Consider the following 12,853-nt stretch of genomic DNA (forward strand, 5'->3'; position numbering starts at 1 on the left):
CGATGGACCATTGCATCGGCGTGCGCACGCCGTCACGGTCGCCCAGGTAGATGTTGTCGCCCATGCCGATTTCATCGCCGTAGTACAAGGTCGGCGTGCCCGGCATCGACAGCAAAAGGCTGTTGAGCAATTCCACCCGCCGACGATCGCGCTCCACCAGCGGCGCCAGGCGTCGCCGAATGCCCAGGTTGATACGGGCGCGGCGGTCTGCGGCGTAGTAGTTCCACAGGTAGTCGCGCTCTTTGTCGGTGACCATTTCCAGGGTCAGCTCATCATGGTTGCGCAGGAAAATTGCCCACTGGCAGTTGGCGGGAATCTCCGGGGTCTGGCGCAGAATGTCGGTGATGGGGAAGCGATCTTCCTGGGCCAACGCCATGTACATGCGCGGCATCAGCGGGAAGTGAAACGCCATGTGGCATTCATCGCCGTCGTCGCCCTTTCTGTCGCCAAAGTACAGCTGCGTGTCTTCCGGCCATTGGTTGGCTTCGGCCAGCAGCATGCGGTCGGGGTAATGGGCATCGATCTCGGCGCGGATCTGCTTGAGGACGTCGTGGGTTTCGGCCAGGTTTTCGTTGTTGGTGCCGTCCCGTTCGATCAGGTAGGGGATGGCGTCCAGGCGCAGGCCGTCGATGCCCAGGTCGAGCCAATAGCGCATCACCGACAGCACCGCTTTCATGACCTGCGGGTTATCGAAGTTGAGGTCCGGTTGGTGCGAGTAAAAGCGGTGCCAGAAGTACTGGCCGGCCACCGGGTCCCAGGTCCAGTTGGACTTTTCGGTGTCGAGGAAAATAATGCGTGTGCCGTCGTATTTCTGGTCATCGTCCGACCACACGTAGAAGTCCCGTGCCGCCGAGCCTGGTTTGGCCTTGCGCGCACGCTGGAACCAGGGGTGCTGGTCGGAGGTGTGGTTGATCACCAGTTCAGTGATCACCCGCAGCCCGCGTTGGTGGGCCTGGGCAATAAAGCGCTTGGCGTCGGCCATCGTCCCGTAGTCGCTGTGCACGCCGCGGTATTCGGCAATGTCGTAGCCGTCATCACGGCGCGGCGAGGGGTAGAACGGCAGCAGCCAGATGGTGTTCACGCCCAGGTCAGCGATGTAGTCAAGTTTGGCGATCAGCCCGGCAAAGTCGCCAATGCCGTCGTTGTTGGAGTCGAAATAGGATTTGACGTGAACCTGGTAGATCACCGCGTCTTTGTACCAGAGCGGGTCTTTGATAAAGGTGGCTGCCTTGGGTTTCTTGGCCATTGCAAACTCCTGAAAATACAAAGTTCTCGAGGATCGTTCCCACGCTCCGCGTGGGAATGCAGCCCCGGACGCTCCGCGTCCCAAGCGCGACGCAGAGCGTCAAGTGAGGCATTCCCACGCAGAGCGTCACGTGAGGCGTTCCCACGCAGAGCGTGGGAACGAGCACTCAGGATGTGCTGATGCGCCAGATGCCGAACGGCATCTGTGGCTCCAGCCGGGTCCATTGGGTCTTGCCGTACCAGGTCCAGCGGTGGCCGTTCATCAAGTCTTCGCCCTGGGTCTGGGCATCGTCGGGCAAGCCCATCTCCCACAGTGGCAATTCGAAGTGGGCTTCCTGGGCGTTGTGCGGGTCGAGGTTGACGGCGACCAGAATGAAATTGCTGCCGTCTTCGCTGCGCTTGCCGAAATACAGGATGTTGTCGTTCCAGGCGTTGTAGAGCTTGAGCCCCAGGTGGGTTTGCAACGCCGGGTTCTGACGACGGATGCGGTTGAGCTGGGCGATCTCGGCGATGATGTTGCCGGGCGCGGTGAAGTCGCGGGGGCGTATCTCGTACTTCTCCGAATCGAGGTATTCCTCTTTGCCCGGCACCGGCGCGGCTTCGCACAACTCAAAGCCTGAATACATCCCCCACAAGCCCGAGCCCATGGTGGCCAGCGCAGCGCGGATCAGGAAGCCTGCACGGCCGGATTCATGCAGGAAACCCGGGTTGATGTCCGGCGTATTGACGAAGAAGTTCGGGCGGTAGCACTCACGCCAAGGCGACTGGTTCAGTTGCGTGAGGTACTCGCTCAGCTCAGCCTTGGTGTTGCGCCAGGTGAAATAGGTATAGCTCTGGGAATAGCCGACCTTGCCCAGGCGCGCCATCATCGCCGGGGTGGTGAAGGCTTCGGCGAGGAAGATCACCTCCGGGTACTTGGCGCGCACGTCGCTGATCAGCCATTGCCAGAACGGCAGCGGCTTGGTGTGCGGGTTGTCAACGCGAAAGGTCTTCACGCCCTCTTCCACCCAGCCCACCACGATATCGCGCAGTTCAGTCCACAGGCTCGGGATGGCATCGGCCGTGTAGAAATCGACGTTGACGATGTCCTGGTATTTTTTCGGTGGGTTTTCCGCGTACTTGATCGTGCCGTCCGGGCGCCAGTTGAACCAGCCCGGATGCTGCTTGAGCCAAGGGTGGTCCTGGGAGCATTGGATGGCGAAATCCAGGGCGATTTCCAGGCCGTGGTCGGCAGCGGCCTGGACCAGCCGGCGAAAATCATCGCGCGTGCCCAACTGCGGGTGGATCGCCTCGTGACCGCCCTCCTCACTGCCGATGGCATAGGGGCTGCCAGGATCATCGGGGCCGGCAGTGAGTGAATTGTTCTTGCCCTTGCGATGGCTACGGCCGATGGGGTGAATCGGCGGGAAGTACAGCACGTCGAAGCCCATGTCATGGATCATCGGCAAACGCGCATGCACGTCGTTAAACGTGCCGTGCCGCGCCGGATCGTCGGTGATCGAGCGCGGAAACAGCTCGTACCAACTGGCAAATTGTGCGGCCTCACGCTCCACGTCAATCGGGTACGCGGGGCTCACGCTCAAATAGGCCCGATGGTCGGCCTGGGTCATCAGGTGTGCACTGTCTTCGTGCAGGAACAACGCCACCTGCTCGGTTTCCAACAGGCCGGAGAGCTCATGGTGCAACAACATCAAGCGGTCACGCAGTTCATTGTCACTGCGTTCGGCGGCCTGCAAGACCAGGCTGCGGCCCTCCTGTAACTCCAGGCTGACCGGCACGCCAGCTTCATGCTTCTTGCGCAGTTCGTAACAGAAACTGGCAAAGGTGTCGATCCAGGCTTCGATGCAGTACTCATGGCGGCCTTGACGGGCGACGGTAAACGCGCCCTCCCAACCATTGTTGCCGATATCCAGCATGACCACGCTGTGCCAGCTTTCATCTCCCAGCGCGCGCCAGCGGATCAACACCGCCAGTTTATCGTGGCCATCGGCGAACACTTTGCTGGTCACATGGACCCGCTGACCCACCACCGCCTTGACGGCAAACTCACCGTTGTCGATGACCGGCATGGTGCTTTCGATCGCGATCCTGGGTAACAGCAGCGCCTGGGACAGCGGCAGCACGGAGTCTTCTGGAACCAGTGTTTCAGCAGTCATCGAGCATCTTCCCCTTACGCCCTGTGGACGCTCTTGGCTTGATCCGAATTCAGAAACGGCGACGCTCTCCCTGAGCAGGGCCGTATAAGGTCCGAGCCTGGGCGCTGTTCAAAAGTTCAGGTGGATATACCGCCACTGGGCGGGAATCATTTCCCGCAGGCAAGGGTCCACCGATAGAGCAAAGCACAAACGAGGCCATACCAATGAATATCCCGATACCCCCTGAACCCGAAGATCCAAATATCGACGAGCCCCCGCTGCCGCCCACAGAACCCCGACCCGTTCCTGAACAAGAGCCCCCTGAAAACGAGCCACCGCCCGTGCAGGAACCCCCCGCAACGATGCCGCCCGTTATCGTCTGATTTACAGGCCCGCAAACGCTTGCTTGCGAACCAAATATCGCGGGCAAGCGATGCTGATTTTTCGCACTCGCTTTACAGACATCACCGAGATCACCCCCTCGAAGGCCAAGATAGATTCATTACTCGTGCGCTGCCCCGCCTTTTTGCTGGCCGCAGACTATACCGTCCGTAACGCGAGTACCTTCTATGTCCATTTCGCTACTGCCACCAACGCCCGATATGCATGGCCTACAACAACGTCCGGTCAGCGATGATCGACAGAAACTGAACGATTTATTAACGGCCGGCCCCAGCGGAATCATGCGCAGGAAAGAGCCTGACACGCATCCATCGGACCTCCCCAGGGCGCCGCAAGCTTCTACCCCGCCCAACCCTAGCCCCTCGACAAGCCTAAAACAGCAGGCGCCCGGTACCGATGCGCCCGAGGAGCAAGCCTCAACTGCGCCCACCACTGCACCGACTACAGACGTGGAGCCGCAGGCGCCCGGTGCAGACGCCCCCCGGCTCGCCCAACTTCGTGCGCTCGCCAGCCGGGAGAGTATTACCCAGATGCTGCGCGAGCCAAACTCGCAGGAGAGCGCCCAGAAGTTGGCCGAGATCGGTAGCCTGTTAAGCAAGGAAAATGTCAAGTCGATGCTGCATGGCCCGGATGCAGACGAAGCGCGCAAACTGATTACCAAAGTGAAGGAGCGTCTAGGTCAGTCAAGCCTGCAGATGATTCATGAGCAATCCTCGCATATCGAGCGACCGGGCTTGAGCCCTCAAGAGATCCGCGCCCGCACCGCCAGTTCTGACCCCGAGGAGAGTTTCAGCCAATCCATGCAAGTCTTAGATGAGCTACGCGTTGAGGAATCCTATGCCCAACAGCGAGTGCGCCAGAGTACGCCACTCGCCTCGGCCCTCTTCGAGATCGGCAAGGAAGTGGACCTCGGCGAGCCGACCCCGCAACCGGACAATTCATCGGCTGAGGCAGACAGCCTCAAACCCGACAACAACAGCAACAGCAACAGCAACAGCAACAGCAACAGCAACAGCAACGATTCCAGGATTGACATTGGTCAGACCTTCACCTTCCACAGTATCCGCGACTCGAACTTCGATGCGCCTCAGGAGGTGATGGATTTTGACCACAACAGAGACAAGCTCGATGTAACGGCCATTCGCAAGCAACTCGGCAACAAACCTTTGAAATCGGTAGAAAATTTCTCAGGCGCCAGTGGCGAAGTGCAGATTCACTACAACCCGGCCAATAATACGAGCGTGGTAATGATTTCCGGCAACCCGGGAGAGCCGCCCTTCGTGGTGAAAGTCTTCGGTGAGGTCAGGTACAGCAACCTCACCACCTGACCCTGTCACTCATCCTTGTCCAGCAGCTTGACGACCCGGGGCATCACACTGAATACCACCAACGCCAGCAGCGTACTGAGTACCGCTGTCGATTCACGGCCCATGCCCGCCGCCACGCCAATCGCGGCGGTCATCCACAACCCCGCCGCCGTGGTCAGGCCCTTCACATGCTGGCCCTCCTCGTCTTCCTTGCCCTTGAGGATGGTGCCAGCACCGAGAAAGCCAATGCCCGCAATCACCCCTTGAACCACACGGCTCATGGCATCTGCCTGGTTGCCGGACATCTGCGGCACCAGCACGAACAGCGCGGCGCCCAGCGCCACCAGCATATGAGTACGCACCCCGGCCGCCTTGCCCTTGTGTTCACGCTCAAACCCCAGGATGCCGCCGAGGATCGCCGCGATCAGCAGGCGCACGGTCACTTGGGTGAGTTGCCGGGCATCGCCGATGTCCGCGAATTCGGCTTGCAGGGTTTGCCACACCAGATGCCACCAGGCGTCCATGGATGCGCTCCTTTTTATTATGGATAGATAAAGGATGGACAGCGCAGACCGCCAGTCAGTTGCCTGGAACCGGCCCGCATGGCGGCCGCCTAAAGCTGCATAGCCCACAAAACGGAGATTGTCATGACCGTACGCATCGAAAATCATCTGTGCTACTTCACACTCGACGACAACGGCCAGGAACAAAGCCTGCCAGCCACCCGGGTGACCATCCTTACCGACAATGACAAAGCCATGTCCTGTGTGGACTTGGCTGGCAAACGGATATACATCACTGAAGCTGAGGCCGACAAACTTACGGTTGAAGGGGCCACGGACAGCCGTAACCATGTGAAGGCGGCAGCACCTGGTTCGGTAATTTAATTGATCTGTATCATCGAACCCACTGACTCCCTGCACCCCTAGGCCCTGGGGGTGCAGCACATTGACGCACACGAACGCGCCAAACCTATCTGATCCGCTTTTTATCATTCCACCTGAGCCTGTTATGCAAACAGCCCGTCGCCCATAGTTCATCGGCCTGATGGAGGCTGATGAGCGAACGACCATGAGCGAACGAATCCCAACCGTGGAAACCTTTGAGCCCATTCACCCAAAGAAGGTGAAGGCCAAATCCAGCGACAACCTGATCCATACCCGCAGTTTTACCGGGCTGTTTCGCACCTTGCGTGTGGGCGGTGCCGGCCTGCTGTTCCTGGCTTTTTTCGGCACCGTGTGGCTGAACTGGGGTGGGCGCCAAGCCGTACTGTGGGACCTGGCCGAGAGCAAATTTCATATCTTTGGTGCGACGTTCTGGCCTCAGGACTTCATCCTGCTCTCGGCGCTGCTGATCATCTGCGCCTTCGGCCTCTTTGCAATCACGGTGTTTGCCGGCCGCGTCTGGTGCGGCTACACCTGCCCGCAAAGCTCGTTCACCTGGCTGTTCATGTGGTGTGAAAAGGTCACCGAGGGTGAACGCAACCAGCGCATCAAACTGCAGACCGCGCCCTGGAGCCTGAACAAGCTGGCACGCCGCTCGGCCAAACACACGATGTGGCTGGGTATCAGTGTGTTGACCGGGCTGACGTTTGTGGGCTATTTCACCCCCATCCGCCCCTTGGCCGCTGAATTGCTGACGTGGCAGATGGGCGGTGTGAGCCTGTTCTGGGTGTTGTTTTTCACGGGTGCCACCTACCTCAATGCCGGCTGGCTACGCGAAGCGGTGTGCATGCACATGTGCCCCTATGCACGGTTCCAGAGCGTGATGTTTGATAAAGACACCCTGACCATTTCCTACGACGCCGCCCGTGGCGAGCAGCGTGGCCCGCGTAAACGTGACGTGCAGCCAGCCGAGGTTGGCCTGGGCGATTGCATCGACTGCCAACTGTGCGTGCAGGTATGCCCCACCGGCATCGACATCCGCGACGGCCTGCAAATGGAATGCATCGGCTGCGCAGCCTGTATCGACGCCTGTAATTCGATCATGGACAAAATGGGCTATGCCCGTGGTTTGGTCAGTTACACCAGTGAGCATCAATTGCAGGGCGGCAAGACTCACCTGCTGCGGCCACGCCTGATCGGCTACAGTGCCGTGCTGGTGGTGATGATCGCGGCATTGGTGGTGGCGCTGATTGAACGGCCGATGGTGTCGCTGGATGTGACCAAGGACCGTGGTATGTTCCGCGAAAACAGCCAGGGCTTGATCGAGAACATCTACAGCCTCAAGGTGATCAACAAGACCCAGCAGCGCCAGGACTACCGCCTGGAACTGGTAGATGCCGAAGGCTTCCAGTTGCAAGGCAAGACCCAGGTCAGCCTGGCGCCCGGGGAAATTGTCGATGTGCCGGTGTCGGTGGCGTTGCTGGCGGACACACCGGCCAGCAGTTCCCAAACTATCCGTTTTAAAGTGACGGATGTGGATGAGCCGTGGATTTATACCGCTGCCGACAGCCGCTTCGTTGCGCCCTTGAATCGCTGATATTTCATCAACAATAAAGATCAAATGTGGGAGCTGGCTTGCCTGCGAAAGCGGTAGTGCAGTAACAGATGCACTGACTGACACACCGCCTTTGCAGGCAAGCCAGCTCCCACAGTTCGCCTTGCGTACACATTCAAAAAGCAAATTAGGCCGCCATGAAACGCTACGAAAAATTCGCCGACGACATCGCAGAACTGATCCGCTCCGGCGTCCTCGGCCCCGGCCAGCGCGTGCCATCGGTGCGCTATGCCAGCCAAGCCTACGGCGTCAGCCCGTCCACCGTGTTCCAGGCCTATTACTTGCTGGAGCGTCGTGGCCTGATTCGCGCCCGCCCGCGTTCTGGCTACTTCGTCAACACCCATGCGCCCAGCCCGTTTTCCGAACCGGTGGTGAGTGAGCAGGTGCATGAGTCCACCGATGTGGGCGTGAGCGAGCTGGTGTTCTCGGTACTGGACTCGATCAAAGACCCCAACACCGTGCCCTTCGGCTCGGCCTTCCCCAGCCCCATGCTGTTCCCGCTGCCGCGCCTGGCTCGCTCCCTGGCCAGTGCCAGCCGCGAAATGGACCCACGCCTGGTGGTCACCGACATGTCGCCAGGCAACCCGCAACTGCGCCGGCAGATTGCCCTGCGCTATATGGTCGGCGGCCTGATGCTGCCAATGGAGGAGCTGCTGATCACCAACGGCGCCCTCGAAGCGCTCAACCTGTGCCTGCAGGCCGTGACCGAACCGGGCGACCTGGTCGCCATCGAAGCGCCGGCGTTCTACGCCTGCTTGCAAGTGCTTGAACGCTTGAAGCTCAAGGCCGTGGAGATTCCGGTGCATCCGCGTGACGGTATCGACCTGAACGCCTTGGCCCAAAGCCTTGAGCGCTATCCGATCAAGGCTTGCTGGACCATGACCAGCTTCCAGAACCCCATGGGCGCCACGCTGCCTGAGGAGAAAAAACAGGCGCTGGTGGAGCTGTTGCGCAGCCATCAAGTGCCGTTAATCGAAGATGATGTATATGCCGAGCTGTATTACGGGCAACAAGCCCCAAAGCCGGCCAAGGCCTTCGATACCGAAGGGCTGGTGATGCACTGCGGCTCTTTTGCCAAGAGCCTGGCACCGGGTTACCGCGTGGGCTGGGTCGCCGCCGGCCGCTTCGCGCAGAAGGTCGAGCGGTTGAAACTGATGACCTCACTGTGCCCATCGATGCCGGCCCAGGCGGCGATTGCCGATTACCTGCAACACGGCGGCTATGACCGGCACCTGCGCAAACTGCGCTACGCCCTGGAAGAACAGCAAAGCGCCATGCTGGCGGCCATCGCCCGCTACTTCCCGGCACAGACGCGGGTCAGCCAACCTGCCGGAGGCTATTTTCTGTGGTTGGAATTGCCAGAGCAGACCGACTCGCTGAAACTGTTCCAGATGGCCCTGGCCCAGGGCATCAGCATTGCGCCGGGGCCGATCTTTTCCGCGACCCAGCGCTTCAGAAACTGCATACGCTTGAACTATGGCAGCCCGTGGAACGAAGCCTCGGAGAAGGCCATGGAGACATTGGGGCGGATTGTGCGCTCGTTCTAAATGGAACCTACCGTCGCGTCTTAACGACTCAGAGGCCTCCACAGACCGAATAACGAGACCTGCGTGATCACCTGGAAAAACTGCTCGCTGCCAACACGTGTGCCTCGCAACCTGAGGCCTTTTCCCGTCCCTCGCCACTATATGCGCTGGGCGGAACAACAGCAGGTGCGCCAGATGACAGGCCCGAACGGACGCCCTGCCGGTGATCATCGCTCGGCAGAGGCGATCATCGAGCACAGTAGCGTGACAAAAAACTTCCTCAAAGGCTGCGATTTCTATCAGGTCGTCGATGACCTCAAGCGACAGGTCGGCGACTGGACTAACGCTAATCCAGACCCCAAAGCTCGAGCCAATGCGGCCTACGATCTGGATAAAGTGCTGCGCTTTCTCGATAACGTCGATGATCGAACCCTCAATGGCAGCGATAGCCGCAATGGCCATATCGAGGGTTTTTCCAACTGTGGCTATCGCGTGGTGAAGCACTCCGAAGCCGATCTGCTCCGGCAATTCTCCTGGTACGGCTACGGGGTGCTGCGCACGCTGCGGACCTGATCGGCCAGCGCCTTAACGGCCACCGCCCAGGTCAATGAACGTTCCGGTGGAATACGACGCCTTGTCCGACAGTAACCAGATAATCGCCTCCGCCACTTCATCCGGGCGCCCGCCACGCGCCATCGGGATTCCGGACTCCAGCTTGCTGACCCGGTCCGGGTCGCCGCTCAAAGCATGAAAATCGGTAAAGATATAGCCAGGGCGTACCGCGTTGACACGGATGCCCTCACCTGCGACCTCTTTCGATAGGCCGATAGTGAAGGTATCCAGCGCCCCCTTGGAGGCAGCGTAGTCAACATACTCACCCGGCGAGCCCAGCCGCGCCGCCACCGACGACACGTTGACGATACTGCCGCCCTGCCCGCCATGGCGGGGCGACATGCGCAACACCGCGTGCTTGGCACACAGGATCGGGCCCAGCACATTGGTCTTGAGGATTTTGAGGATACGAAACTCGGACATCTCATCGACCCGTGACTTGTGCCCCACGGTGCCAGCGTTGTTGACCAGCGCAGTGACCCGACCCAATTCCGCATCAACGCGATTGAACAGGCCGATCACTTCATCCTCATTGCTGACATCGGCCCGCACGGCAATCGCCTGGGCGCCCAACGCACGCACCTGTTCAAGTACACGGTGGGCCGCGCCTTCATCCGCCTGGTAGTTGATGCAGATGCGATAGCCCTGGCGAGCGGCGAGCAATGCTGTCTGGGCGCCAATGCCACGGCTGCCCCCCGTGATGATGACGACTTTGTCCATGGCTGCGGCCTCCTGATTCAACCGGATGTTTAAGGTTGGATCCAAGAATACCTTTCACTTAATGCTTTTGTCAGGCGCTACCGGCTCTTCGGTGCGCCGGATATTGGCCATGAAGCTGTCGGCTGGCAACGGGTGCCCCAACAAGAAACCTTGCAAGGCGTCACATCCCAGGCGGGTGAGGAAGTCCTGCTGCATATCGGTCTCCACGCCTTCAGCGACAATTCGCAGGCCCAGGGCCTGGCCCAGGGCCACGATGGCCGAGACGATGGCCGCGTCGTCGCTGTCGTGTTCCAGATCACGCACAAAACCACGGTCGATCTTCAACTCGTTGGCCGGCAGGCGCTTGAGGTACATCAGGCTGGAGTAACCGGTGCCAAAGTCATCGATGGACAGGTCCACGCCCATATCCGAGAGCTGCTGCAATACCGTCATGCTCGCGTCGGCATCGCTCATGGCGGTGGTCTCGGTGATTTCCAGCGTGAGGCTGTTGGCCGGCAATTGATGACGCTCCAGCGCGGCCGCTACGCTATTGACCAAGCCGGCGTGGCAGAACTGCAACGCCGACAGGTTGACGGCGATGCGCCAGCTCTCATAACCCTGGGCGTACCACAGGCGCATCTGGCGACAGGCTTCATCGAGTACCCACTCGCCGATGGGAATGATCAGCCCGGTTTTCTCCGCCAGTGCGATAAACGTAGCGGGCATCAGCAAGCCCTGTTGCGGATGCTCCCAGCGCAACAGCGCCTCGGCCCCTACGGCAAGACCACTGACGGCGTCGAACTTGGGTTGGTAATGCAAACGAAACTGCCCCTGCTCCAGGGCATTGCGCAGATCCTGCAGCAATTGCAGTTGTTTGCGCGCATTGGTGTTCATCGACACATCGAAGAAGCTGTAGCCGTTCTTGCCCATGCCCTTGGCGTGATACATCGCCGCGTCGGCGTTCATCAGCAGTTCCTGGGGGTTATTACCGTTGCCCGGGAACATGGCGATACCGATGCTCGCCGAAATCTGCAACTCATGTTCGGCCACCGTGAAGGTGCGATTGATCAGGCTCACCTGGCGCTCGGCCAAGCCCATGGCATCGTCGGGCTGGGTGAGCTGCACCAGCAACACAAACTCATCACCGCCGATGCGGGCCAGGGTGTCCTGGCTGCGCAAATCCTCGCGCAAGCGCAAGCCGACCTCGCGCAGCAACTGGTCGCCCAGGTGATGGCCAAAGGCATCGTTGACCGGCTTGAAACCATCCAGGTCGATAAACATCAAGGCAAAGCAACCGCCCCGCTCGTTCACCGCCTGGATGCCTTGTTGAATGCGATCAGCCAACAACGTGCGATTGGGCAGGCCGGTGAGCATGTCATGCAGGGCCAGGTGGGTGAGTTCCTGATTGGCCAGGGTCAGGGAATCGGCGAGTACGGCGGTGCGCGCTTCCAGGCGCGCATCCAGCCCCGAGGTCAAGAGCGCAATGACCAGCACCGCCAGCGAAGTGACCAAGACCAGGTTATCCAGGCCCTTGCCGCTCAAGCCGGTCAAGGCGGCGCCGCAGAAGCTGCCATCGGCAAAGCGCGCCGCAGCCATCCCGGTGTAGTGCATCCCCACGATAGCCACGCCCATCACCACGGCGGCGCCACCCCGTGCCAGCCGTACAAAAGGTGTGTTGCCCCGTAGGTTGAAGGCAATCCACAGGGCGGCGCCGGACGCCACCACCGCGATCACCAACGAAGCGCCGAACAAGGTCGGGTCGTAATCAATGCCGGGTGTCATGCGCATCGCGGCCATGCCGGTGTAGTGCATGCTGGCGATACCGGCGCCCATCACCAGCGCGCCAAATGCCAGTTGCCAGGCCGGTAAGCGTGGCTGGCTGACCAGCCATAACGCAAACCCGCTGGATAGCACGGCGATCAACAGCGAAAACAGGGTAATGGCTACGTCAAAGCCCAGGGCAAACGGCAGGCGCAGGGCCAGCATCCCGATAAAGTGCATGGACCAGATGCCGATGCCCATCGCCACTGCGCCGCCAGTAATCCATAGGTAAACAGCCCGCCCCTTGGCGGTTGCGATACGCCCGGCAAGGTCCAAGGCGGTGTAGGACGCCAGGATGGCCACGCACAGGGAAATCACGACAAGGGAGGTTGAATAGCTACCGATCAGCATGGGACGTCTCGCAGGCGACCGGCGCAAAGCCCGTGCCGGGTGGCAAATCGGGCGATTGTAGCGAGTATGAATACAGGACAGGTGATTAATTAATCCATTGGCCATCACGCAATTTCTGGCGTCAATCGGCTGGCTTCGCCAGGCTGTTTTCAACGACGTCATGGACATCAAAATGTGGCCTGCGCAGATCCCCTGTGGGAGCGGGCTTGCCCGCGAAGGCGGTGTGTCAGTCACCGCAACTACTACTGCACTAACG

General features: G+C 60.1%; 10 protein-coding genes. 5 read left to right on the forward strand and 5 right to left on the reverse strand.

The window, feature by feature from the left end:
- Both treS and GIW04_RS19855 read right to left on the reverse strand, forming a co-directional pair.
- Positions 1 to 1,246 (reverse strand): maltose alpha-D-glucosyltransferase (gene treS / locus GIW04_RS19850; RefSeq protein WP_236479142.1); only part of this gene is annotated, 1,246 nt, incomplete at its 3' end.
- Between the two features lie 166 nt (positions 1,247 to 1,412).
- A complete protein-coding gene (locus GIW04_RS19855; RefSeq protein ID WP_120248216.1) occupies positions 1,413 to 3,401 on the reverse strand; it encodes an alpha-1,4-glucan--maltose-1-phosphate maltosyltransferase in 1,989 nt (662 codons plus the stop codon).
- 548 nt (positions 3,402 to 3,949) lie between these two features.
- Between GIW04_RS19855 and GIW04_RS19860 the strand changes: the two genes are divergently transcribed.
- Entirely contained in the window at positions 3,950 to 5,110 is a 1,161-nt protein-coding gene (locus GIW04_RS19860) for a M10 family metallopeptidase C-terminal domain-containing protein (protein WP_120248217.1), read from the forward strand.
- A 5-nt stretch (positions 5,111 to 5,115) separates the two neighbouring features.
- On the opposite strand, the gene GIW04_RS19865 is transcribed toward GIW04_RS19860, so the two are convergent.
- Complete coding sequence (locus GIW04_RS19865; RefSeq protein ID WP_003190981.1) at positions 5,116 to 5,613, reverse strand: MgtC/SapB family protein; 498 nt, start codon at positions 5,611 to 5,613, stop codon at positions 5,116 to 5,118.
- Between the two features lie 123 nt (positions 5,614 to 5,736).
- Here GIW04_RS19865 and GIW04_RS19870 point away from each other — a divergent pair, with 123 nt between their 5' ends.
- From GIW04_RS19870 to GIW04_RS19885, 4 genes are all read left to right on the forward strand, one after another.
- Positions 5,737 to 5,976 carry a DUF3203 family protein gene (locus GIW04_RS19870; RefSeq protein ID WP_057709922.1) on the forward strand — a complete coding sequence of 80 codons (240 nt, stop codon included), beginning with the start codon at positions 5,737 to 5,739 and terminating at the stop codon, positions 5,974 to 5,976.
- Positions 5,977 to 6,160: 184 nt separating this feature from the next.
- Positions 6,161 to 7,570 (forward strand): cytochrome c oxidase accessory protein CcoG, encoded by a 1,410-nt coding sequence (gene ccoG / locus GIW04_RS19875; RefSeq protein ID WP_120248218.1) that lies wholly within the window; start codon positions 6,161 to 6,163, stop codon positions 7,568 to 7,570.
- Between the two features lie 155 nt (positions 7,571 to 7,725).
- Positions 7,726 to 9,135 (forward strand): GntR family transcriptional regulator MpaR, encoded by a 1,410-nt coding sequence (gene mapR / locus GIW04_RS19880; RefSeq protein WP_034135502.1) that lies wholly within the window; start codon positions 7,726 to 7,728, stop codon positions 9,133 to 9,135.
- A 63-nt stretch (positions 9,136 to 9,198) separates the two neighbouring features.
- Positions 9,199 to 9,687 carry a hypothetical protein gene (locus GIW04_RS19885; RefSeq protein ID WP_003190976.1) on the forward strand — a complete coding sequence of 163 codons (489 nt, stop codon included), beginning with the start codon at positions 9,199 to 9,201 and terminating at the stop codon, positions 9,685 to 9,687.
- A 12-nt stretch (positions 9,688 to 9,699) separates the two neighbouring features.
- Here GIW04_RS19885 and GIW04_RS19890 read toward each other — a convergent pair whose 3' ends face one another.
- Positions 9,700 to 10,446 carry an SDR family oxidoreductase gene (locus GIW04_RS19890; protein WP_034135501.1) on the reverse strand — a complete coding sequence of 249 codons (747 nt, stop codon included), beginning with the start codon at positions 10,444 to 10,446 and terminating at the stop codon, positions 9,700 to 9,702.
- 54 nt (positions 10,447 to 10,500) lie between these two features.
- Complete coding sequence (locus tag GIW04_RS19895; protein WP_236407102.1) at positions 10,501 to 12,597, reverse strand: putative bifunctional diguanylate cyclase/phosphodiesterase; 2,097 nt, start codon at positions 12,595 to 12,597, stop codon at positions 10,501 to 10,503.
- Positions 12,598 to 12,853 lie beyond the last annotated feature (256 nt).

Origin of the sequence: Pseudomonas sp. PA-4-8C, assembly GCF_021606625.1 — a bacterium.
In the GTDB taxonomy this organism is placed as follows: Bacteria; Pseudomonadota; Gammaproteobacteria; order Pseudomonadales; family Pseudomonadaceae; genus Aquipseudomonas; species Aquipseudomonas lactis.